We start from the raw sequence: 21,886 nt of genomic DNA, 5'->3' as shown, positions 1-21,886 counted from the left end.
GCCGCGACGGGTTCGGCCTGCTGCTCATCGGGCTGGCCGTGCTCACGGCCGCGGTCACCTGGTGGGGGCTGCCGGGCCCGGTCGGCGGTGTAGTCGCCGCGGTCGTCGTCGGGGCGACCGGCCGGCTGGCCTGGACGGTGCCGCTGCTGCTGCTCGGCTGGGCCTGGCGGGTGCTGCGGCACCCGGACCGCAACGCCCCGGCCGGACGGCTGGTGATCGGCTGGACGGCGGTGCTGCTCGGCGCCCTCGGCCTGCTGCAGGTCGCCCACGGCACCCCGCAGCCCTCGGACGGCGCCACGGCGATGCGCGCCGCCGGCGGCTGGCTCGGCTGGATCGCCTCGGCGCCCCTGGTGGCGGGAGTGTCCGCCTACGTGGCCGCCCCGCTGCTGCTGCTGCTCGTGGTCTTCGGCCTGCTCGTGCTCACCGCCACCCCGGTGCACCAGATCCCGAAGCGGCTGCGCGACCTCGAGGCCTGGCTGCTGCGCCGGCCGGCCGAGGCCCTCGCCGCGCCGCAGCCCGACCTCCTCGACCTCACCGACGGCGCCACCCGGCCGCCGGTGAAGCGGTCTCGACCGCGTCGCCGGGTGGGGGTCGCCCAGCCGGACGCCGACGACGCTGCCACCGGGCCCAACGGCCAGGAGGCCTACGCGACGCCGCTGGTCCAGACGCCGGCCGAGCAGCTGGAGACCCAGCCGGTGCGGCTGGCGCCGGCCGCGAAGTCGGCCGAGCCGGCCCCTGCGGTGCCGCTGCCGCCGCGCGCGGAACAGCTGCTGCTCTCCGGCGACGTCACCTACCACCTGCCCTCGCCCGACCTGCTCAAGCCCGGCGCGGTGCACAAGCGGCGCAGCGAGGCCAGCGACGCCGTGGTCGGGCGGCTCACCACCGTGCTCGAGCAGTTCGAGATCGACGCGCAGGTCACCGGCTACACCCGCGGCCCGACGGTCACCCGGTACGAGCTCGAGCTCGGCCCGGCGGTCAAGGTCGAGCGGGTCACCGCACTGAGCAGGAACATCGCCTACGCGGTGGCCAGCGCGGACGTGCGGATCCTGTCGCCGATCCCTGGCAAGTCGGCCATCGGTATCGAGATCCCGAACGCGGACAAGGAGATCGTCAGCCTCGGCGACGTGCTCCGGGCGGCCGTGGCGACCTCCGACCACCACATGCTCATGGTCGGTCTCGGCAAGGACGTCGAGGGCGGGTTCGTCGTGGCCAACCTGGCCAAGATGCCGCACCTGCTGGTTGCCGGGGCCACGGGCTCGGGCAAGTCGTCCTGCATCAACTCGCTGATCACCTCGATCCTGCTGAGGTCCACCCCCGACGAGGTCCGGCTGATCCTCGTTGACCCCAAGCGGGTGGAGCTCACGGCGTACGAGGGCGTGCCGCACCTGATCACGCCGATCATCACCAACCCGAAGAAGGCGGCCGAGGCGCTGCAGTGGGTGGTCCGGGAGATGGACGCCCGCTACGACGACCTCGCGGCGTTCGGGTTCCGGCACATCGACGACTTCAACAAGGCCGTCCGCTCGGGTGCCGTGCAGCCGCTGCCGGGCAGCGAGCGGGTGATCCAGCCGTACCCGTACCTGCTGGTCGTCGTCGACGAGCTGGCCGACCTCATGATGGTCGCCCCCCGCGACGTCGAGGACTCGATCGTGCGGATCACCCAGCTGGCCCGGGCCGCCGGGATCCACCTGGTGCTCGCCACCCAGCGACCCTCGGTCGACGTCGTGACCGGCCTGATCAAGGCCAACGTGCCCAGCCGGCTGGCGTTCGCCACGTCCAGCCTGGCGGACAGCCGGGTCATCCTCGACCAGCCGGGCGCCGAGAAGCTGGTCGGCCAGGGTGACGGCCTGTTCCTGCCCATGGGGGCCAGCAAGCCGATGCGGATCCAGGGGGCCTGGGTCACCGAGACCGAGATCCACCAGGTGGTCGAGCACTGCAAGGCCCAGCTGCAGCCCAGCTACCGCGAGGACGTGACGGTCGGGGCCGGCCCCAAGAAGGAGATCGACGAGGAGGTCGGCGACGACCTCGACCTGCTGTGCCAGGCCGTGGAGCTGGTGGTGACCACCCAGTTCGGCTCGACGTCCATGCTGCAGCGCAAGCTGCGAGTGGGCTTCGCCAAGGCCGGCCGGCTCATGGACCTGATGGAGACCCGCGGCATCGTCGGACCCTCCGAGGGGTCCAAGGCCCGCGACGTGCTCGTCCCGCCGGACGAGCTGGACGGCCTCCTGTTCACCCTGCGCGGCGAATAGCGCGTCCGGAAAGGGACATCCCGCGCAAAACGGCCTGCCGGCGGTGATCGGGCGCGGCGTAGCATGGTTCACGCACGCCTGCGCGGGGCATCACCTTCGCACGTGCACGGTCGATAACCCAGCGTGACTGACGGTTCAGTCATCGTCACCCGGTGTCGACCAAAGGAAGGACCTGGGAGGAGGCGGCGGCCGTGTCGATCGGTGCGGAGCTGACGGCTGCCCGCGAGGCAGCGGGGATGACGTTGGAGGACGTCGCCGAGCGCAGCCGGGTCCGACGCACCGTGATCGAGCACATCGAGGCGGACGACTTCACCTTGTGCGGCGGCGACGTCTACGCCCGCGGGCACCTGCGCACCCTGGCCGGCATCGTGGGCGCCGACCCGGCCCCGCTGGTCGCCGAGTTCGACCGGCTGCACGCGCCGCACGGGCCGAGCGCCACCGAGGTGTTCGAGTCCGAGACCGCGGCCCGCCCGGAGCGCCGCGGCCCGAACTGGACGGCGGCCATGGCCGTGGCCCTGCTGGTCGTCGCCGTGATCGGCGTCCTGCAGCTGGTCAACCGCGGTGGCGGCAGCGGCCGCACGGCGATCAGCGAGCCGACCGGGTCCAGCTCGGCGGCGCTGCCCACGGCCAGCGCCTCGACGACGTCACCTGCCCCCAGCAGCGCACCAACGAACAGCGCCATCGCGGCGCTGCCCGGCGGGGTGACGGTGCGGCTCACGGTCAACTCGGGCAAGAGCTGGCTGTCGGTCACCACCGGCAGCACCGAGTCGTTCACCGGCATCGTCGCGGCCGGCACCACCAAGGTGTTCACCGACCCGGCGAGCGTCAAGCTCGTGCTCGGCAACGCCGGCGCCGTCTCCCTCAACGTCAACGGCGTGGAGATCGGCTCGCCGGGCAAGACCGGCGAGGTGGTCCGGCTGAGCTTCGTCCCCGGCAACCCGCTCGCCGGCGGCTGAGCCCCGCTCCGCGCGGGTCCTGGTCCGCACCGCGCACCACCTAGGCTGGACCCATGCCCGCCCCCTCGACGGCTGCCCCGCAGCGCGTGGCCCTCGTCACGCTCGGCTGCGCGCGCAACGAGGTGGACTCCGAGGAGCTGGCCGGTCGGCTGGCCGCGGACGGCTTCGTCCTGGTCGACGACGCCGCGGACGCCGACGCGGTCCTGGTCAACACCTGCGGGTTCGTCGCCGCGGCCAAGAAGGACTCGGTCGACACCCTGCTGGCGGCGGCCGACCTCAAGGCCGAGGGCGGGCCCAGGGCCGTCGTCGCGGTGGGCTGCCTGGCGCAGCGCTACGGCACCGAGCTGGCGGCCGAGCTGCCGGAGGCGGACGCCGTGCTGGGCTTCGACGACTACCCGCTGATCGGCGACCGGCTGCGCGCGGTGCTCGCCGGTGAGACGGTGGCCGCGCCGACCCCGACCGACCGGCGGACCCTGCTGCCGATCAGCCCGGTCGACCGGGTGGCCGCGGCGGTGACCGGTCCGGCGTCCGGGCCGCCCGTCGTCCGACGTCGACTCGACGGCAGCCCCACCGCGCCGCTCAAGCTGGCCTCCGGCTGCGACCGGCGCTGCTCGTTCTGCGCGATCCCCACCTTCCGCGGCGCGTTCACGTCCCGGCGTCCTGCCGACGTGCTGGCCGAGGCGCGCTGGCTGGCCGAGCAAGGCGTGCGCGAGCTGTTCCTGGTGAGCGAGAACTCCACCTCCTACGGCAAGGACCTCGGCGACCTGCGGCTGCTGGAGACGCTGCTGCCCGAGCTGGCCGCGGTGGACGGGATCGAGCGGGTCCGGGTCTCCTACCTGCAGCCGGCCGAGCTGCGCCCCTCGCTGGTCGAGGCGCTGGCGGGGACTCCTGGCGTGGTGCCCTACTTCGACCTGTCCTTCCAGCACGCCAGCGCGACAGTGCTGCGCCGGATGCGCCGCTTCGGCGGCCCCGACGCGTTCCTCGAGCTGCTCGCCTCGATCCGGCGGCTGGCCCCCCTGGCCGGCGTCCGCTCGAACGTGATCGTCGGATTCCCGGGGGAGACCGAGGCGGACGTCGCCGAGCTGGAGGGCTTCCTCGAGGCCGCCCGGCTGGACGTCGTGGGGGTGTTTGGCTACTCCGACGAGGACGGCACCGAGGCCGAGGGGTTCGCCGACCAGCTGGACGACGTCGGCGTGGCGGAGCGGGTCGAGCGGGTCACCCGACTGGTCGAGGAGCTCACGGCGCAGCGCGCCGAGGACCGGATCGGGGAGAAGGTCGAGGTCCTGGTCGAGTCGGTCGAGGGCGACGGCCCGTCGGCGCTGGTCGAGGGCCGGGCCGCGCACCAGGGGCCGGAGGTCGACGGCACCACGACGGTGCTGGACGGCGCCGGGCTGCGGGTCGGCGACGTCGTGGTCGCCGAGCTGGTCGGGGCCGAAGGCGTCGACCTGGTGGCCCAGCGGTGAAGCCGGCGCCCCCCGACCACCTGGGAGACCCGGTCCAGACCGTCCGCACGCTCAACATCGCGAACGCGCTGACCGCGCTGCGGCTGCTGCTCGTACCGGTGTTCGCGGTGCTGCTCTTCCACGGCGACGGCTTGGACCCGGCCTGGCGCTGGGCGGCATTCGTGGTGTTCGTCGTGGCCGCGCTGACCGACCTGGCCGACGGCGAGCTAGCCCGCTCCCGCGGCCTGGTGACCAGCTTCGGCAAGATCGCCGACCCGATCGCGGACAAGGCGCTCATGGGCACCGCGCTGGTGGGGCTGTCCGTGCTCGGCCAGCTGCCCTGGTGGGTGACCGTCGTCATCCTGGTCCGTGAGATCGGGGTGACCCTGCTGCGGTTCTGGGTGATCAGAGACGGCGTGATCCCGGCCAGCCGGGGCGGCAAGCTGAAGACGCTGCTGCAGGGGCTGGCCATCGGGCTCTACGTGGCGCCGCTGTCCGGCTGGGCGGCCACGCTGGCGGCCTGGATCATGGGGGCGGCGCTCGTCGTCACCGTGGTCACCGGCGTCGACTATGTGGTCAAGGCGCAGCGGCTGCGGCACACGGCCCGGCTGACGCGCGCGCAGGCGGCCGGCACCTCGGGCGTCGAGGGCTAAGGACGGACCCGGCGGTGCGAGTGGCCGTGGTCGCCGTCGGCGAGGAGCTGCTGCTCGGGGACGTCGTCAACACCAACCTGGCCTGGCTGGGCGCGACACTCGCCGCCGCCGGGCTGCCCGTGGTCCTCGGGGTCGAGGTGGGCGACGACGTGGATCCGATCGTGGCGGCGGTCCGGACGGCGCTGGCGGCCGCCGACGCGGTCGTGGTCAGCGGCGGGCTCGGGCCGACGTCCGACGACCGGACCCTGCTGGCCCTGCAGCAGCTCGCGCCGCACTGGACCGAGCTGCCCAACCCGGTGGGCACCGCGCCCGGCGTGCGGCTGGACGTCGGCGGCCAGCCGCTGTTCGCCGTCCCAGGGGTCCCCGGCGAGCTGCGCCGGATGGTCACCGACCACGTCGTGCCCTGGCTGCGAGACCGGGCCGACGGGCCGCCGGCGCTGGTCACCCGACAGCTGCGGGTCGCCACCCTCGGGGAGCCGGCGGTGGCCGCGCGGCTGACGCCGCTCGAGGCCGACCTGCCGGACGGCGTCCGGCTGGCCTACCTGGCCGGCACCGCCGAGATCCGGGTCCGGCTGACCGGAACCGACCCGGCGACCGTGGGCGCGGCGTGGCAGCGGGCGGCCGCGCTGCTCGGGGACGTCGTGGCGGCCGCGGACGACGAGACGCCGGCCGCGCGGGTGCTCGGGCTGCTGGCCGCGCGCTCGACCGACCTGGCCGTGGCCGAGTCGCTCACCGGGGGCCTGCTGGCCGCGACGCTGGTCGACGTCCCCGGTGCGTCGACGGTGTTCCGCGGCGGCGTGGTGGCCTACGCGACGTCGGCCAAGCACGCCCTGCTCGGGGTGGATGCCGACCTGCTGGCCCGGGTCGGGCCGGTGGACGCCGAGGTGGCCCGCCAGATGGCCCTGGGCGCCCGCACCTCGTTCGGGACCGGCGTCGGGGTAGCGACCACCGGGGTGGCCGGGCCGGACCCGCAGGACGGCGTCCCGCCGGGGACGGTGCACGTCGCCGTCGTGGGACCGGGGGAGCGCAGCGTGGTCGAGTCGCCCTCCCTGGGTGGGGACCGGCCGCAGATCCGGGCCAAGACCGTCGCGCACGCGCTCGACCTGCTGCGCCGGGTGCTCGCCGCCGACAGGTGACCTCGGTGGGCACGTTGGCCGCCACGTGGCTACTGTGGTGATTACAGTGTTACAGGGCCGCTCGGGTGACGGTGTGGTCAGGTGCCGGGCTGCTGTCGGCTCCTGGGGGTACCGTGGATTCCATAAGTCCGGGAACGAGTTCGGGAGGGAGGGATCGCCGCATGGTGCTGTTGCGTCGAGTGCTCGGTGACGAGTTGCGCAACCAGCGGCTGCGCCAGGGCCGTACCCTGCGCGAGGTGTCCGCGGCTGCGCGGGTTTCCCTCGGCTACCTCTCCGAGGTCGAGCGGGGCCAGAAGGAGGCCAGCAGCGAGCTGCTCGCCTCGATCTGCTCGGCGCTCGACGTCCCGATGTCGGTGGTGCTGCGGTCGGTGAGTGACGAGTTCGCGCTGGCCGAGCTGTCCGAGTCGGTCGCGGCTGAGGTGGCCGCCGCGCCGGTCGACGGACCGCCGCGGTCCACGGTCGTCGCTTCGGCGGCCTGACCCGCACCCAGGTGACCGTGCCGCCGGTGGCCGCCACCATGGCGCACACCCGGCAGGCGATCCTGGACGGCGCGTTGCGCTCGGTGGCCGAGCACGGCACCGCCGGCGTCACCATGGCGCAGATCGCCCGCGACGCCCGCGTGGCCAAGGCCACGCTCTACAACCACTTCCGCACCAAGGACGACGTGTGGTCCGCGCTGGCGCGCCGCGAGGTCGGGGCGCTCACTGCCGTGCTGGTCGCCGCCGCGGCTGTGGACCTGGCCGACGCGCTGACCGTGACGGCCCTGGCGGTGGGCGCGCACCCCGGTCGGGCTGCCGTGACCAACGAGGCGCTGCTCGCGGGCTGGCCGGCGGCGTCCGACGCCGTCCGGCGGGCCCTGGTCGCGGCCGGGCGGCCCGACGACCCCGCTGGCGTCGACCTGGTCCTGCGCTGGCTGGTGACCCAGCTGAGCCGCCCGGGCGACGAGCCGACCGTGCGCGCGCAGGCCGCCGTGCTCGGCGCCGGGCTCTGATCAGCTGCGCAGCCGCAGGCCCCGCGGGGTGAGCCGGAAGCCGGCGCCGGCCAGGGCCGCGCCGAGCGCACCCCCGGAGGTGGGTCCCAGCACGGAGGTCCCGTCGGTTCGCTCCACCTGCAGCCGGCCCAGCTGGCCCTCGTGCACGGCCAGCGCCAGGGCGTCGGCGGCCGCCTGCACCGGCGCCGGGTCGTCGGTGAACGACAGCAGGGTGCGCCCGCCGCGCTCGACGTAGAGCACCAGCGCGCCGTCGACGAGCACCACGAGCGAACCTGCCTTCCGGCCGGGCCGGTGCCCGGTCTCGGAGCCGCGCTCCGGCCACGGCAGCGCGGCCCCGTAGGCGCTGGCCGGGTCGGTCGCGGCCAGCACCATCGCGGGTGACGGCTTGCGGCTGTCGGCGGCGAACGAGCGCAGCCGGTCCACGGCTCCCGGGATGGCGAACTGGGCGGCGCCCAGCCCCTCCACGACGTACCCGCGGCGGCAGTGGCCGGACTCCTCGAACGCGGACAGCACCCGGTAGACGGCGGCGAACCCGCCGGGTGCCCGCTCGGCCACGACCGCGCCCCGGGTCACCACCCCGTGCCGCTCCAGCAGTCCCTCGGCCAGCGCCGTGGCCCGCCGGGTCGGGTCCGGCTCGGCCGGCGGCAGCAACGACCAGCGGCCCGGCATCGTGGGCGCCCCGCTGCGCACCGGGCCCCCGAGCCGGCCGCCGCGGCGCCCGTACCGGACCCGTGGTGCGGCCGGGCGGGCCCGGTGCGCGGGCCGGCCGGTGAGCAGGCTGCGCAGCGGGGCGAGCGTGTCGTTGGTGAGCCGCCCGCCCCACACCAGGCCCCACAGTGCCGCGATCAGGTCGGAGTCCGCCGGTGCGCCGACCCGCTGCGCCAGCGCGGGCAGGAACAGCGCGGCCCCGCCGTCGAGCGCGTCGAGCACGGCCCGCTGCACCTCGTCCGGCTCGAACCCGTCGACGAGCGGCAGCGTCAGCGGGGCCGTCTCGGCCAGGTGCAGGGACACCCACCCGTCGTCGCCGGGCAGCGATCCGTGCCCGGCCCAGACCACCTCGCCGGTCGTGGTCAGCTCGTCCAGCAGCGCGGGGGAGTAGCCGGCCACCCGGGCCGGCAGCACCAGGCGTTCCAGCGCGGACGCCGGCACCGGCGTGCCGGCCAGCTGCTCGGCCACGCTCAGAACGCCGTCCGGACCGCGCAGGGTCCCGCCCACGCCCTGCCAGACCGGGAGGAACCGGGCCAGGGCGGTCGGGGACACCGGCTCGGCCTCGTGCCGCAGCGCGGCCAGCGACCGCCGGCGCAGCAACCGCAGCACCTCCGTGCCGCACCACTCGGTCCCGCTCCCGCCGGGGCTGAAGTCGCCCTCGACCACCCGGCCGGCCGCGGCCAGCCGGGTCAGCGTGCCCTGGACGACGGCCACCCCCAGCCCGAACCGCTCGGCTGCGGCGGTCGCGTGGAACGGGCCGTGGGTGCGGGCATAGCGGGCCACCAGGTCGCCCACCGGGTCGGCCACCGGCTCGAGGAACGCCTCCGGGATGCCGGCCGGCAGCGGGACCCCGAGCGCGTCGCGCAGCCGGCCGGCGTCCTCGACCGCGGTCCAGTGCTCGACCCCGGCGATGCGCACCCGCAGCGCCCGCCGGGCCGACTCCAGCGCGAACAGCCACCCCGGGGCCTCTCCCGGCTCGGTGACCCTGGCCAGCACCTCCTCGGTGGTGAGCGGGCCGAGCCCGCGCAGCAGGTCCGCCGCTGCCTCCATCGAGCGGGCCTGCCGGGTGGTCGTCGTCCGCTGCAGGTCGGCCTCGACGCCGGCCACCGACTCGGGGTCGAGCAGCTCGCGCAGGTCGGCCTGGCCGAGCAGCTCGGCCAGCAGCGAGGTGTCCAGCGCCAGCGCGGCGGCCCGCCGCTCGGCCAGCGGCGAGTCGCCCTCGTAGAGGTACTGCGCCACGTAGCCGAACAGCAGCGACCGGGCGAACGGGGACGGCTCTCGGGTCTCCAGCTCGACCACCCGCACCCGGCGCTCGGCGACGTCGCGCATCAGCCGCACCAGCGCCGGGACGTCGAAGACGTCCTGCAGCACCTCGCGCATGGTCTCCAGGACGATCGGGAACGAGCCGTACTCGGCGGCCACCGACAGCAGCTGGGCCGAGCGCTGCCGCTGCTGCCACAGCGGGGAGCGGCGCCCCGGGTCGCGCCGCGGCAGCAGCAGCGCCCTGGCCGCGCACTCGCGGAACCGGGCCGCGAACAGCGCCGAGCCGCCGACCTCGGCGGTGACCATGGCCTCGACGTCGTCCGGGTCGAGGACGGCGAGGTCTGCCGGCGGCTCGACGTCGGTCTCGGGCAGCCGGAGCACGATGCCGTCGTCGGCGTGCATGGCCTGGACGTCGATGCCATACCGGTCGCGCAGCCGCCCGGCCACGGCCAGCGCCCAGGGGGCGTGCACCTGCGCGCCGTAGGGGGAGTGGACCGCCACCCGCCAGTCGCCCAGCTCGTCGCGGAACCGCTCCACGACGATCGTGCGGTCGTCCGGAACCTGCCCGGTGGCCTCCCGCTGCTCCCGCAGGTAGGCCAGCAGGTTGCGGGCCGCGAGCTCGTCCAGCCCGGCGGCGGCTACCCGCGCGGCCGCGGCGTCCTCGTCCAGCTTGGCGAGCGTGCGCACGAACGCACCCACGGCGGCCCCGAGCTCGGCCGGGCGGCCCAGCGAGTCGCCCTTCCAGAACGGCAGCCGGCCGGGCTGCCCCGGCGCCGGCGAGACCAGGACCCGGTCGTGGGTGATGTCCTCGATCCGCCAGGACGACGAGCCGAGCGTGAACACGTCGCCGATGCGCGACTCGTAGACCATCTCCTCGTCCAGCTCGCCGACCCGGGCCGCCTTCTCGCCCACCAGGAACACCCCGAACAGCCCGCGGTCGGGGATGGTGCCGCCGCTGGTCACGGCCAGCCGCTGTGCGCCGGGACGACCGCTCAGGGTGCCGGTCACCCGGTCCCACACCAGCCGCGGCCGCAGCTCAGCGAACGCGTCGCTGGGGTAGCGCCCGGCCAGCATGTCCAGGACGCCGTCGTAGGCCGACTGCGGCAGCCCGGCGAACGGCGCGGCCCGCCGGACCAGGGCCAGCAGCGCGTCGACATCCCAGTCGTCGACCGCGACCATGGCGACCACCTGCTGGGCCAGCACGTCGAGCGGGTTGCGGGGGTAGCGGAGCTCCTCGATCGCGCCGGACACCATCCGCTCGGCGACCACCGCGGTCTGCACGAGGTCGCCGCGGTACTTGGGGAACACCACGCCGCGGCTGACCGCCCCGACCTGGTGCCCGGCCCGGCCGACCCGCTGCAGCCCGCTGGCCACAGACGGCGGCGACTCGACCTGCACCACGAGGTCGACCGCGCCCATGTCGATGCCCAGCTCGAGGCTGGACGTCGCCACGACCGCCTGCAGCCGGCCGGCCTTGAGCTCCTCCTCGATGAGCGCCCGCTGTTCCTTCGACACTGAGCCGTGGTGCGCCTTGGCCAGCACCCCCTCGGCGCCGCGGGAGGTGCCGCTCTGCGCCATGATCTCGGCCGCGGTGAGGTGGCCGGCGTCCGGCAGCACCTCGCCGGTGGCCCGCTCGTGGGCGATCTCGTTGAGCCGGGCGCACAGCCGCTCGGCCAGCCGCCGCGAGTTGGCGAACACGATGGTCGAGCGGTGCGCCTGGACCAGGTCGACGATGCGCTCCTCGACGTGCGGCCAGATGGACGGTCGGGGGGCGTCCGGGTCCCGGTCCGGGCCGGGGCCGGTGCCGCCGAGGTCGCCGAGGTCCTCGACCGGGACGACGACCTCGAGCTCGATCCGCTTCTCCGACGGCGGCTGGACCACGGTGACGTCCCGGGTGCCGCCGAGGAACCGGGCCACCTCCTCGACCGGGCGGACGGTGGCGGACAGCCCGATCCGCCGGGCCGGGCGCTCCAGCAGCGCGTCCAGCCGCTCCAGGCTGACCGCGAGGTGGGCGCCACGCTTGGTGCCGGCCACGGCGTGCGCCTCGTCGATGATCACCGTGTCGACGCCGCGCAGCGCCTCCCTGGACTGCGAGGTGAGCAGCAGGAACAGCGATTCGGGGGTGGTGATGAGCACGTCCGGCGGCCGGGTCGCGATCCGCCGCCGCTGGTCGGCCGGGGTGTCCCCGGTGCGCAGGGCCACCTCGACGTCGGGCTCGGCCAGCCCGAGCCGGACGCTGGCCTGCCGGATGCCGGCAAGGGGTGCGCGCAGGTTGCGTTCGACGTCCACGGCCAGCGCCTTGAGCGGGGAGACGTAGAGCACGCGAAGGCGCCGCTTGCGGTCCGCGGGGCGGGGCTCGGCGGCGATCCGGTCCAGCGACCACAGGAACGCCGCGAGCGTCTTGCCCGAGCCGGTGGGCGCGACCACGAGGACGTCCCGCCCGGACCGGACGGCGTCCCAGGTGCCGGCCTGCGCCGCGGTCGGGCCAGCGAACGCCCCGTTGAACCAGGCCCGGGTCGCAGCCGAGAACCCGGCCAGCGGGTCGTCTGCTGCGGGGGGACGGCGGGCCATGGCCCTCCATCCTGCCCCCGCCCACCGACAGCCGCTGCCAGCGGTCGATGTCAGCGGTCGGTGCCAAGGGCGCTTGAGTCTCGGGCCCCGGTCGCCGATGTCCCGAACATGCGGAAGATGCGGATTCTGCGGATTGCGGCCGTGGCCGCGTTGGCGTTGGCGCTGTCGGGATGCGTGAAGCTCGACATGAACCTGGCGGTCCAGCCGGACAACACGGTCGACGGCGCCGTCGTCCTCGCGGTCGACAAGAAGCTCCAGGGGATGGCCGGGGGGAACCTCAGCGACCTGCTGAACCAGGGCACGACGACACAGCCCACGCAGGGCCACGTCACCCAGCAGCCGTACGACGACGGCACCTACGCGGGTACCCAGATGAACTTCAGCGGGGTGCCGATCAGCCAGTTCCGGTCCGGCTCCAGCGGCAACGACCTGTCGATCACCCGGGACGGCGACACGTTCCGGGTCAGCGGCACGCTGGACATGTCCACCGCCGGAGGCACGTCGGGGGCCAGTTCCGGGGGCAGCCCCGGGGGCAGCGCCTCGGCCGCGCCGATCGACCTGTCCGCCCTCGGCGCCAGCCCGCAGCTGCGGGTGCGGCTGTCCTTCCCCGGTGACGTGCTGAGTGCGAACGGCGTGATAGACGGCCGCACGGTCACCTGGACGCCGAAGCCGGGGGAGAAGATCGCCCTGCAGGCCGTGGCGAGCGCCACGCCGGCGTCGCCGGCAGGGATGTGGCTGGTCGTCGGCGGCCTGGTGGCCGGTCTCGCGCTGATGGGCGGGCTTCTGGTCATGACGATGCGACGGCGTCCGACGGCTCCGGCGGCTCCGGCGGTGGCTGAGGTGCCGGCCGGGAGCATCCTGCCGGGGGTGTCGTCCGCGGTGGCGACCGGCCAGCCCGAGGGCTGACCCCGACCACCAGATCGGCTACCGTCGCGGCCGTGCGGCTCAGCGACTTCTGGCGGCGGATGGAGGACCACCTCGGTCCCAGCTACGCGGCCTCGTGGGCGCGGGACACGGTGCTCGCCGAGCTCGGCGGGCGCACCGTGGACCAGGCGCTGGCCCAGGGCGAGGACACCCTGCTGGTCTGGCGCGCAGTCTGGTCGCACCTGCAGCTGCCGCCGTCCGCCCGCTGACCGCTCCGACCGATCGCTTACCCTGCCTCGGTGACGTCCGACGCGCGGCCCGAAGTCCTGGCCGCAGCCTCGGCCGAAGGCGCCGGTTTCGTGGCCGCCGTCCAGCGGCGCACGGTGGGCGGGCTGTCCGGTGCGCAGGTGCTCGGCGGGCTAGGGGTCGGCGCCGGCGTGGCCGTCGGCGGGCTGATCGCCGCGAGCCTGGCCAACTCCGACTCTGCGGGCCGGCCTGGCGCAGACCGCGAGCACCCTGGGCGCCGCGGTGGCCGCCGTCCCGGCTGTCCCGGCTGATGAACCGGCGCGGCCGCCAGCCTGGGCTGGCGGCCGGACTGATGGTGGGGGCGCTGGGGGCGGCCGTCGTGCTCGTCGCGACGGTGACCCGGTGGCTGCCGCTGCTGCTCGTGGGCACGTTCCTGTTCGGGACGGCGTCAGCGACCGGGCTGCAGGCCCGCTACGCGGCGACCGACCTGGCCGAGCCGCGGCACCGGGCCCGCGCCCTGTCCCTGGTGGTGTGGGCGACCACGATCGGCGCGGTCGCCGGGCCGAACCTGGCCGACCCGGCCGGACGGGTGGCGCTCGAGCTGGGGCTGCCGATGCTGGCCGGGCCGTACCTGTTCTCGCTGGTGGCGTTCGCGCTCGGCGCGCTGCTGCTGGCCCGGCGCCGGTTCGTCGCGGCCGGCGGCGTCGCCAACCCGGCCCTGTCGGTGCGGGCGGCGTACCGCGTCGTAGGCCAGACGCCACGGGCGCTGCTGGGGCTCGGCGCCATCGTGGTCGCGCACACCGCCATGGTCGGGGTCATGGTGATGACCCCGATCCACATGCGGCACGTGGACGTCTCGCTCACCGTCATCGGCCTGGTGATCAGCGTGCACATCGCCGGCTTCTACGCCCTCTCCCCGGTGGTGGGCTGGGCCGTCGACCGGTTCGGCCGGGTCCCGATGATCTACCTGGGCGCGGTGCTGCTGCTCGCGTCCGCCGCGGTGGCCGGGACGGCGCCCGTGCACGACTCGGCCCAGCTGGGGGTGGGCCTGTTCCTGCTCGGACTGGGCTGGTCCTGCGGGCTGGTCGCCGGCTCCACGCTGCTCACCGAGCCGGTGCCGGCGGCCAGCCGGACCTCGGTGCAAGGCGCGGCCGACCTGGCCATGAACGCGGCCGGCGCGGTGGACGGGGCGCTCGCCGGGGTGCGTCGATGCGCTGACGTCGTACGGCTGGCTCACGGTGGGGGCGGCCGGTCTGGTCGGGCTGCTGGTGATCGGTGCGGCCCACCCGGCGTGTCGGTTGGATTCGAACACTCGTTCGACCTAGGCTTCCCGCTGTCGCTTCGTCCACAGCCTCGGTGTCGGCTCTCGCTGGTTGTCGGTGGCGGGTCGTAGCGTCGTTGCAGGGCAAGCCCCGCCCGCCCGCACCGAACCGGCGCACGACACCGGCCCGACCCCCGGAGGCAGCCAGCATGGCAGCAGCAGACCGCGAGAAGGCGCTCGACACCGCCCTCGCACAGATCGAGAAGTCCTTCGGCAAGGGCTCCGTCATGCGGCTCGGCGACGAGGTGCGGGTGCCGATTGAGGTCATCCCGACCGGGTCGATCGCGCTCGATGTCGCGCTTGGCATCGGCGGACTGCCCCGCGGCCGGGTGGTGGAGATTTACGGCCCGGAGTCCTCCGGCAAGACCACGGTGGCGCTGCACGCGGTGGCCAGCGCGCAGCGGGCCGGCGGGATCGCCGCGTTCATCGACGCCGAGCACGCCCTCGACCCCGACTACGCCGGCAAGCTCGGCGTCGACACCGACGCGCTGCTGGTCTCCCAGCCGGACACCGGCGAGCAGGCGCTGGAGATCGCCGACATGTTGGTCCGCTCGGGCGCCCTGGACATCTTGGTCATCGACTCGGTGGCCGCGTTGGTACCACGGGCCGAGATCGAGGGCGAGATGGGCGACAACCACGTGGGCCTGCAGGCCCGGCTGATGTCGCAGGCGCTGCGCAAGATGACCGGGGCGCTGAGCAACACCAACACCACGGCGATCTTCATCAACCAGCTGCGCGAGAAGATCGGCGTGATGTTCGGCTCGCCGGAGACCACGACCGGCGGCAAGGCGCTGAAGTTCTACTCGAGCGTGCGGCTCGACGTCCGCCGGATCGAGACGCTCAAGGACGGCACCGACGCGGTCGGCAACCGCACCCGCGTCAAGGTGGTGAAGAACAAGGTCGCCCCGCCGTTCAAGCAGGCCGAGTTCGACATCATCTACGGCCAGGGGATCTCCCGCGAGGGCGGCCTGATCGACATGGGCGTCGACAACGGGATCGTCCGCAAGAGCGGGGCCTGGTACACCTACGACGGCGACCAGCTGGGCCAGGGCAAGGAGAACGCCCGCACCTTCCTGCGGGACAACCCCGACCTCGCCGACGAGATCGAGAAGAAGATCAAGGAGAAGCTCGGCATCGGCGCGACCCTGGACGCCGGGGTCGACCTGACCTCCGCTGTCCCGGTCACGATCTGATCCGCATGGCACATCGGAGCCGGCCCGCGCCGCCGGAGCCGGGCGGCCACCGCGACGTGGGGCCGGACGCCGACCCCGACGACGTGGCCCGCACCATCGCACTGCAGCAGCTGGGCTTCGGCCCGCGGACCAGGGCCCAGCTCGAGCAGGTGATGGCCCGGCGTAACGTGCCGGAGGAGTCGGTCCGACGGCTGCTCGAACGGTTCTGTGAGGTCGGCCTGGTCGACGACGCCGCGTACGCGTCCGCCTGGGTCGAGTCCCGGCACACCGGCCGGGGGCTGGCCCGCCGGGCGCTGGCCCACGAGCTGCGGCACCGGGGGGTGCCCGACCCGCTCGTCGACCAAGCCCTCGACGAGCTCGACTCGGACCGTGAGCTGGCCACCGCCCGAGCGCTGGTGGCCCGCCGGCTGCCCGCGACCCGCAGCCTGGAGCCGGCCGCCCGTGTGCGCCGGCTGACCGGGCTGCTGGCCCGCAAGGGCTACCCGGGCGGGCTCAGCTACCGGGTGGTCCGCGAGGCGCTGGCCGGAGAAGGCCTGGCAGCGGAGGGTCTCGCCGAGGACCAGCTGGCCGGGCTGGACACCGCCGAGCCGGACTGACCGGTCAGCGAGCCGGCGAACCGGGCCAGCCCGTCCTGGGTGAGCCCCGGATCGTCGTGGCGCAGCCCCCAGGACATCTCCTGCAGCGCCCAGGTGGCCACATACGCTCTGGCCCGCTCCAGGTCGCCGGCCAGCTCGGGCCCGGCGGCCAGCATCGAGGCGACCACCCGCGGGTCGGCGCCCACGGCCACCGCGATGGTGTCCACGGCCGGGTCGCCGGGCACCGCGCCGTCCCAGTCCAGCACGCCGGTCAGCGCACCCGTGGCCGGGTCCACCCGGAGGTTGACCCCGCCCAGGTCGCCGTGGATCAGCCCCTGCGGGGCCCGTCGAGCCGCGTGAACCGCCCGGTCCAGGTCCGCGACGGCGCGCTCGGCCAGTGCAACCGGCAGCAACGGCACCACGCTGGCCGACAGCTCGTCGGCCAGCGCCTGCCACAGCCCGACCCACTCCGGGGCCGGCAGCGGCCAGGCCCCGGCCGGCAGGCAGCGGGTCCGGGCCAGCAGCGCGGCCAGGTCGCGACCCAGCCGTGCGGCGGACGCGTCGTCCAGGCCGCGGACCGCCGGGTCGTCCATGGCGATACCGGGCAGGTACTCCAGCAGCAGGTGCGCCCGGCCCAGCGGCGCGTCCAGGACCGCACCGAGCACCGCGGGCGCCGGCAGCCCCAGCCGGTGCGCTGCCCGCAGTCGGGCCGCGTCGTCCTCGAGCAGGGCCAGCCGGTCCGGTGTCCGGGGGAACCGCCAGACCAGGCCGGCGGTCCGGTCGACCAGCACCACGTGCTGCTTGCCGCGCAAGTCGAGCACCAACCCCGAGGTTGCCGGGTCGACGCCGGCTGCGGCCGCGTACTGCTCGACGGCTCCCACCGGGCCATCCTGTCGCACCCTCGCCCCCTACAGTGCCGTGCATGCCCACTTTCCCGTCGCCCAACCGGCTTCGGGTCGTCGGGTGGACGTCGTTGGGGTTCTTCCTGGCGCTCACCCTGGTCGTGCTGCTGGACGGCCACCAGCTGGCCCGGCTGGACTCCGCGGTCGAGCGCACCGTGCGGCAGTGGGTGACCACGCGGCCAGCGATCGTCCGGGTCGCCGAGGCCATCACCTGGCTGGGCAACCCGTTGGTCGTGACCGCGGTGGTCGTGGTCCTGGCGCTGCTCCTCTACGCCCGGGGGGCCCGGCCGGCGGCCGTCTACCTGGCTGCGACCGCGGCCGGTGGTGCGCTGCTCAACACCTCGGTCAAGCTGCTCGTCGAGCGGGCCCGCCCCGCGACGGTCGACCACCTGGTTGCGGCGCACGGGTTCAGCTACCCCTCCGGCCACGCGGCCGCCGGGATCTACCTGTTCGGCGCGCTGTCGGTGCTGGCGCTGCTCCTGGTCCCCGGCCGGCTGGGGCGGCGGATAGCGCTGGCTGCGTGCGTCGTGGGCCCGCTCATCGGGATCAGCCGGATCGTGCTCAGCGTGCACTGGCTCACCGACGTGCTCGCCGGCTGGGCGCTGGCGCTGGCCTGGCTGTCGCTGACGACGTCAGTCCTGCTGCGCGTCGAGCAGCCGCAGCGCGGCCCGGACCTGCAGGTGCAGCCCCGGGACGAGCGGCTCGGGTAGCGCCCGGACCGGGAACCACTCCAGCCGGTGCGGGTGGTCCCCGCCGAGCGGCGCCAGCCGGTCGACGACGACCGCGAACACGTGCTCGACATGGCGCACCGGCTCGGGTCCGTCCGGGCAGGCGTAGACGTCCTGCAGGATGGCCAGGTGCGGCTGCAGGGTGTGCTGCGGCACCAGGCCAGTCGCGTCGCGCAGGGTGCGGGTCACGGCCGAGAGCGGTCGCTCACGTCCCTTGAGGTGGGCGCTGACCACCCCCCACCGGCCGAACTCCGGGTCGCGCTCCAAGAGCACCTGCGTCCCGGCCGGGTCGACGGCGAGCACCCCCACGAGGGCGTGCTGCTGGCTCGCGTTCACGTCCTCGACTCTACGAGCGGGCTCCGCGCGCGGCCTCCGCGGCCGCGCTGACCCCCGCGCCCAGCCCCGGGACGGCGGGCTCCGGCAGCGCGCCCACGGCGAACCAGGCCAGCACCGAGCCCGGTTCGGCAGCGAGCGGGTGCTCCGGGTCGGCCACGACCGCGAACAAGTGGTCCCGGTGCCGGACCTCCTCGCCGCGGCCGCAGGTGACACCGCAGGAAACCATGGCCTGCGTCACGCCGAGAGCGGGTTCCAGGACCCGGACGTCGGCCAGCCCGGACTCCTTGGCCACCTCCCGGTGGACGGCGTCCGGCAGGGACTCGTCCCCTCCACGTGGCCGCCAAGCGGGCCCCAGCGCCCGAACCGGGGGTGCCGCAGCAGCACCCGGGTGCCGTCCGGGGTGACCACGACGGCGCTGGCCGTCAGGTGCCTGGGTGGGGTGGGCACGGGGGCAGCGTAGGTCCGCCTACCCTTGACCCCGACATGACACAGCGCAGCTACCAGATCCGCACCTACGGGTGCCAGATGAACACCCACGACTCCGAGCGGCTGGCCGGCCTACTGGAGGACGCGGGCTACCGGCGCGCGGCCGAGGACGAGCCGGCCGACGTCGTCGTGTTCAACACCTGCGCGGTGCGCGAGAACGCCGACAACCGCCTGTACGGCAACCTCGGCCACCTGGCCCCCGTGAAGGCGCAGCGCCCGGGCATGCAGATCGCCGTCGGGGGCTGCCTGGCCCAGAAGGACCGCGGCGAGATCACCCGCCGGGCCCCCTGGGTGGACGTCGTCTTCGGCACCCACAACATCGGCTCGCTGCCGGTGCTGCTCGAGCGGGCCCGGCACAACCAGACCGCGCAGGTGGAGATCCTCGAGTCGCTGGAGGTCTTCCCGTCCACGCTGCCCACCCGGCGCGAGTCCGCCTACGCGGCGTGCGTCTCCATCAGCGTGGGCTGCAACAACACCTGCACGTTCTGCATCGTCCCGAGCCTGCGCGGCACCGAGAAGGACCGCCGCCCCGGCGACGTCCTCGCCGAGGTCGAGGCGCTGGTCGAGCAGGGTGTCCTCGAGGTCACCCTGCTCGGGCAGAACGTGAACTCCTACGGCGTGGAGTTCGGCGACCGGCAGGCGTTCTCCAAGCTGCTGCGGGCCTGCGGCGACGTCGAGGGGCTGGAGCGGGTGCGGTTCACCAGCCCGCACCCCAAGGACTTCACCGACGACGTCATCGAGGCGATGGCACAGACCCCGAACGTGATGCCCAGCCTGCACATGCCGCTGCAGTCCGGCTCGGACGACGTGCTGCGCCGGATGCGCCGGTCGTACCGGCAGGAGCGCTACCTCGGCCTCATCGAGCGGGTCCGGGCCGTCATGCCGGACGCCGCCATCACCACCGACATCATCGTCGGCTTCCCCGGGGAGACCGACGCCGAGTTCGAGGCCACCCTGGACGTGGTTCGGGCGGCCCGGTTCGCCGGCGCGTTCACCTTCCAGTACTCGCCCCGGCCGGGGACGCCGGCCGCGGAGATGGCCGACCAGGTGCCCAAGTCCGTCGTCCAGGAGCGGTACGAGCGGCTGGTGGCCCTGCAGGACGACATCGCCTGGGCTGAGAACCGGCGGCAGGTCGGCCGGGTGCTCGAGGTGCTGGTGGCCGAGGGCGAGGGCCGCAAGGACGACGCGACGCACCGGCTGTCCGGCCGGGCACCGGACAACCGGCTGGTGCACTTCACCGTGCCGCAGGGGCAGCAGCCACCGCGGCCGGGGGACGTCGCGACCGTCCAGGTCACCTACGCGGCACCGCACCACCTGGTGGCCGACGGCCCGACCTTCGCGGTGCGCCGCACCCGGGCCGGTGACGCCTGGCTGGCCCGGCAGCAGACGAACGAGGAGCACGTCCCCACGGGTGGGGGCGTGCTCCTGGGGATGCCCTCGGTTCGCGCCTGACGCCGCACGCCCGCGGTGTCCGGGTCGGGGCTAGCGTCCGCCGCCCTGCTGGGTTCCGTCGTTGCGGCCGAAGCCACCGGCGCCGCCGACCGCCTTCGGGCCGCTGAAGCCCTGGCCGAGACCCTGCCGCCACTGGTCGCTTTGGTGGTTGACCGGTCCGCCGCTGTTCACGTGGGCCCGCTGGTCGTCCTGGCCCTGGCCGTCGTTGTGGTTGGCGCCGCTCTTGTCTTGGCCCGGCGACCCGCTGGGCTCGGCCGTCTGGTTGGCCTCGGGCGACTTGGCCGGCACGGTGGTGTGGGTGGTCGTCGCGGTCGGGGCCGTCGACCGGGTGGCCGTGGCCCCGACCTCCGGGGACTCGCTGGCCTCGGAGTGGGTCGGCAGCAGCGTGCTCACGACGGCCGGCGGCTTGGGGTCCTGCGACGTCACGTGCGCCACGGTGACGACGCCGACGCAGGCCATCGCCACGGCGCCGCCCCCTAGCACGATGGCGCCTGCGGCCCCCATGCTCGCCGCGCGGGCGGCCAGCCGGGTGATCCGCCGTTTCACGGGGGTCAGCCGTCCGGCGGGGGCGACGGTCGGCGCCGCGGCCAGGAAGGCGGCGAGCTCGGCCCCGGGACGTGGCGCGGGCTGGTCAGCCAGTCGGCGCAGGTCGCGCAGCACGCCCTCGACCCCCTGCTGGGTCCCGGTGGGACCGGCCAGCCGGTCGTCGAAGAAGTCGTCGCCGTTGCTCATCTCACCCCTGTCATCGCACGGCGGCCACCGGGGGATACGCCCCGTGGCCGCTGTCACCCGTTCGGCCCACCGCCGTGCCCTGCTCGACCAGCCGTCGCAGCGCCTCGAGCGCCCGGTGCTGCAGCGCCTTGACCGCGCCGACGCTGCGCCCGAGAGCCACGGCGGTTTCCTCCAGGGACAGGTCGGCGACCACCCGCAGCGCCAGCACCTCCCGCTGGTCCTCGGTCAGCCAGTGCAGCAGCGCGAGCGCCCCGCCCGTGAGGGAGGGGTGCAGACCGGACTGCGGCGCGCCGGACCCGGACAGCGCGACCTCCTCGGCGCTCGGCTCGCTGTGCGGGTCGTCGTCCAGGCCGGCGTCGACGACCTGCGGACGCCGGACGGCGCGCCGGATCGCGTCCACCCGGCGGCGATGGGCCAGGCTGAACAGCCAGGCGCGCAGTGCGGCGGCGTCCCCCTCGAACCGGGAGATCCCGCGGAACGCGGCGAGGAACACCTCGCTGGTGACGTCCTCGACGTCCGGGCAGCGGTGCGCGCGCAGGTACCCCGCGACGCCGGGGGACAGCCGCTGGAACAGGGCGCCGAAGGCGTCCTTGTCCCCACCCCGGGCACAGAGCAGCAGCTCGTCGAGCGAGCGCTCGCGCGGCATGCGGCTCCCTGGGTGCGGTTGAGGTACCCCGACCTCGGCATCGGCATCGCGCCGAGGCGGATTGAGGCTGCGCACGTAGGGTCGGAACCATGCCTGGTTTCTGCGCACCGGTGGGCGGTGTCGCGTGATCGTCGCGGTCGCCTTCGTGCCTGGGCCGCCGGTGCTCGTCCCCGAGGTCGCGGTCGGTGCCGCCGGCGAGCTGGACGACGTCCGGGCCGCCTGCGCCCTGGCCCTGGAGGCGGTGTCGGCGGCCGAGCGGGTCGTGGTGCTGGGCGCGGCCGACCCGGGCGGGCGGTGGCCGGGGGACGCGACCGGCAGCCTGCGCGGGTTCGGCGTCGACGTGCGGGCCGGGGGTCCCGACGACCCGGTGCTGCCGGCCCCGCTCACCGTCGCGGCCTGGCTGCTGGACCGGGCCGGGCACCAGGGGGCCCGCGAG

Annotated in this window: 22 protein-coding genes and 1 pseudogene; 16 read left to right on the top strand and 7 right to left on the bottom strand. The window is 74.9% G+C overall.

Annotated features, from left to right (window positions below):
• The 7 genes and pseudogenes from VIM19_14765 to VIM19_14735 form a co-directional block, all read left to right on the top strand.
• On the top strand, positions 1-2,249 hold a 2,249-nt coding region (locus VIM19_14765), incomplete at its 5' end, for a DNA translocase FtsK (protein ID HEY5186127.1).
• A gap of 152 nt (positions 2,250-2,401) precedes the next feature.
• On the top strand, positions 2,402-3,205 hold the full coding sequence (locus VIM19_14760; GenBank protein HEY5186126.1) for a RodZ domain-containing protein: 804 nt from the start codon (positions 2,402-2,404) through the stop codon (positions 3,203-3,205).
• 53 nt (positions 3,206-3,258) lie between these two features.
• Positions 3,259-4,668 (top strand): 30S ribosomal protein S12 methylthiotransferase RimO, encoded by a 1,410-nt coding sequence (gene rimO / locus VIM19_14755; protein HEY5186125.1) that lies wholly within the window; start codon positions 3,259-3,261, stop codon positions 4,666-4,668.
• Positions 4,665-5,300, top strand: a complete 636-nt coding sequence (gene pgsA / locus VIM19_14750) for a CDP-diacylglycerol--glycerol-3-phosphate 3-phosphatidyltransferase (GenBank protein ID HEY5186124.1) — start codon at positions 4,665-4,667, stop codon at positions 5,298-5,300. Before rimO ends, pgsA begins: the two co-directional genes overlap by 4 nt.
• A 14-nt stretch (positions 5,301-5,314) precedes the next feature.
• Entirely contained in the window at positions 5,315-6,436 is a 1,122-nt protein-coding gene (locus VIM19_14745) for a nicotinamide-nucleotide amidohydrolase family protein (protein ID HEY5186123.1), read from the top strand.
• Positions 6,437-6,597: 161 nt separating this feature from the next.
• Positions 6,598-6,873, top strand: a pseudogene (locus tag VIM19_14740) (helix-turn-helix transcriptional regulator).
• 53 nt (positions 6,874-6,926) lie between these two features.
• Complete coding sequence (locus VIM19_14735) at positions 6,927-7,427, top strand: helix-turn-helix domain-containing protein (GenBank protein HEY5186122.1); 501 nt, start codon at positions 6,927-6,929, stop codon at positions 7,425-7,427.
• Here the strand turns inward: VIM19_14735 and VIM19_14730 are convergent, their stop codons facing one another.
• Positions 7,428-11,969, bottom strand: coding sequence for an ATP-dependent helicase (locus VIM19_14730; GenBank protein ID HEY5186121.1), 4,542 nt, complete (start codon positions 11,967-11,969; stop codon positions 7,428-7,430). It abuts the gene before it with no gap.
• Between the two features lie 117 nt (positions 11,970-12,086).
• Here VIM19_14730 and VIM19_14725 point away from each other — a divergent pair, with 117 nt between their 5' ends.
• From VIM19_14725 to VIM19_14700, 6 genes are all read left to right on the top strand, one after another.
• Positions 12,087-12,875 carry a hypothetical protein gene (locus VIM19_14725; GenBank protein ID HEY5186120.1) on the top strand — a complete coding sequence of 263 codons (789 nt, stop codon included), beginning with the start codon at positions 12,087-12,089 and terminating at the stop codon, positions 12,873-12,875.
• A gap of 32 nt (positions 12,876-12,907) precedes the next feature.
• Positions 12,908-13,102, top strand: a complete 195-nt coding sequence (locus tag VIM19_14720; GenBank protein ID HEY5186119.1) for a DUF3046 domain-containing protein — start codon at positions 12,908-12,910, stop codon at positions 13,100-13,102.
• Positions 13,103-13,132: 30 nt separating this feature from the next.
• Positions 13,133-13,390, top strand: coding sequence for a hypothetical protein (locus VIM19_14715; protein HEY5186118.1), 258 nt, complete (start codon positions 13,133-13,135; stop codon positions 13,388-13,390).
• On the top strand, positions 13,390-14,472 hold the full coding sequence (locus tag VIM19_14710; protein ID HEY5186117.1) for an MFS transporter: 1,083 nt from the start codon (positions 13,390-13,392) through the stop codon (positions 14,470-14,472). The genes VIM19_14715 and VIM19_14710 overlap by 1 nt, the downstream gene beginning before the upstream one ends.
• Positions 14,473-14,549: 77 nt before the next feature.
• Positions 14,550-15,593: a recombinase RecA gene (gene recA / locus VIM19_14705; GenBank protein HEY5186116.1), complete on the top strand. Its 1,044-nt coding sequence runs from the start codon at positions 14,550-14,552 to the stop codon at positions 15,591-15,593.
• Between the two features lie 5 nt (positions 15,594-15,598).
• On the top strand, positions 15,599-16,189 hold the full coding sequence (locus VIM19_14700; protein ID HEY5186115.1) for a regulatory protein RecX: 591 nt from the start codon (positions 15,599-15,601) through the stop codon (positions 16,187-16,189).
• Here VIM19_14700 and VIM19_14695 read toward each other — a convergent pair.
• Positions 16,090-17,049 carry an aminoglycoside phosphotransferase family protein gene (locus VIM19_14695; GenBank protein HEY5186114.1) on the bottom strand — a complete coding sequence of 320 codons (960 nt, stop codon included), beginning with the start codon at positions 17,047-17,049 and terminating at the stop codon, positions 16,090-16,092. The two genes, VIM19_14700 and VIM19_14695, sit on opposite strands and share 100 nt — an antisense overlap.
• Before the next feature lie 41 nt (positions 17,050-17,090).
• On the opposite strand from VIM19_14695, the gene VIM19_14690 reads away from it, so the two are divergent.
• Positions 17,091-17,780 (top strand): phosphatase PAP2 family protein, encoded by a 690-nt coding sequence (locus VIM19_14690; GenBank protein HEY5186113.1) that lies wholly within the window; start codon positions 17,091-17,093, stop codon positions 17,778-17,780.
• Here the strand turns inward: VIM19_14690 and VIM19_14685 are convergent.
• Genes VIM19_14685 through VIM19_14675 form a run of 3 tightly spaced genes read right to left on the bottom strand, consistent with a single transcriptional unit; the run spans position 17,703 to position 18,581 of the window.
• Entirely contained in the window at positions 17,703-18,134 is a 432-nt protein-coding gene (locus VIM19_14685) for an NUDIX hydrolase (GenBank protein HEY5186112.1), read from the bottom strand. The genes VIM19_14690 and VIM19_14685 overlap by 78 nt on opposite strands.
• Before the next feature lie 10 nt (positions 18,135-18,144).
• Entirely contained in the window at positions 18,145-18,372 is a 228-nt protein-coding gene (locus VIM19_14680; GenBank protein ID HEY5186111.1) for a hypothetical protein, read from the bottom strand.
• A complete protein-coding gene (locus VIM19_14675; GenBank protein ID HEY5186110.1) occupies positions 18,369-18,581 on the bottom strand; it encodes a hypothetical protein in 213 nt (70 codons plus the stop codon). The genes VIM19_14680 and VIM19_14675 overlap by 4 nt, the downstream gene beginning before the upstream one ends.
• Positions 18,582-18,617: 36 nt before the next feature.
• Here VIM19_14675 and miaB point away from each other — a divergent pair, with 36 nt between their 5' ends.
• On the top strand, positions 18,618-20,072 hold the full coding sequence (gene miaB, locus VIM19_14670; GenBank protein ID HEY5186109.1) for a tRNA (N6-isopentenyl adenosine(37)-C2)-methylthiotransferase MiaB: 1,455 nt from the start codon (positions 18,618-18,620) through the stop codon (positions 20,070-20,072).
• Between the two features lie 30 nt (positions 20,073-20,102).
• Here the strand turns inward: miaB and VIM19_14665 are convergent, their stop codons facing one another.
• Entirely contained in the window at positions 20,103-20,804 is a 702-nt protein-coding gene (locus VIM19_14665) for a hypothetical protein (protein ID HEY5186108.1), read from the bottom strand.
• Between the two features lie 10 nt (positions 20,805-20,814).
• The gene (locus tag VIM19_14660) at positions 20,815-21,450 is read right to left on the bottom strand and encodes an RNA polymerase sigma factor (GenBank protein HEY5186107.1); all 636 of its coding nucleotides are present in this window, start codon (positions 21,448-21,450) and stop codon (positions 20,815-20,817) included.
• Positions 21,451-21,574: 124 nt separating this feature from the next.
• Here VIM19_14660 and VIM19_14655 point away from each other — a divergent pair.
• A partial coding sequence (locus tag VIM19_14655; GenBank protein ID HEY5186106.1) for a hypothetical protein occupies positions 21,575-21,886 on the top strand: 312 nt, incomplete at its 3' end.

It is taken from the genome of Actinomycetes bacterium, assembly GCA_036510875.1.
Taxonomy (GTDB): domain Bacteria; phylum Actinomycetota; class Actinomycetes; order Prado026; family Prado026; genus DATCDE01.
The sequence above is the reverse complement of the archived record's forward strand: the minus strand, read 5'-3'. Positions and strand labels throughout refer to the sequence as shown.

What these genes read in the sequence shown, in the direction of transcription:
- rimO (HEY5186125.1), top strand. Translation starts at nt 3,259, where the DNA reads ATGCCCGCCCCCTCGACGGCTGCCCCGCAGCGCGTGGCCCTCGTCACG.
- VIM19_14730 (HEY5186121.1), bottom strand. Translation starts at nt 11,969, where the DNA reads ATGGCCCGCCGTCCCCCCGCAGCAGACGACCCGCTGGCCGGGTTCTCG.
- VIM19_14725 (HEY5186120.1), top strand. Translation starts at nt 12,087, where the DNA reads ATGCGGATTCTGCGGATTGCGGCCGTGGCCGCGTTGGCGTTGGCGCTG.
- VIM19_14710 (HEY5186117.1), top strand. Translation starts at nt 13,390, where the DNA reads ATGAACCGGCGCGGCCGCCAGCCTGGGCTGGCGGCCGGACTGATGGTG.
- recA (HEY5186116.1), top strand. Translation starts at nt 14,550, where the DNA reads ATGGCAGCAGCAGACCGCGAGAAGGCGCTCGACACCGCCCTCGCACAG.
- VIM19_14700 (HEY5186115.1), top strand. Translation starts at nt 15,599, where the DNA reads ATGGCACATCGGAGCCGGCCCGCGCCGCCGGAGCCGGGCGGCCACCGC.
- VIM19_14690 (HEY5186113.1), top strand. Translation starts at nt 17,091, where the DNA reads ATGCCCACTTTCCCGTCGCCCAACCGGCTTCGGGTCGTCGGGTGGACG.
- miaB (HEY5186109.1), top strand. Translation starts at nt 18,618, where the DNA reads ATGACACAGCGCAGCTACCAGATCCGCACCTACGGGTGCCAGATGAAC.
- VIM19_14665 (HEY5186108.1), bottom strand. Translation starts at nt 20,804, where the DNA reads ATGAGCAACGGCGACGACTTCTTCGACGACCGGCTGGCCGGTCCCACC.
- VIM19_14660 (HEY5186107.1), bottom strand. Translation starts at nt 21,450, where the DNA reads ATGCCGCGCGAGCGCTCGCTCGACGAGCTGCTGCTCTGTGCCCGGGGT.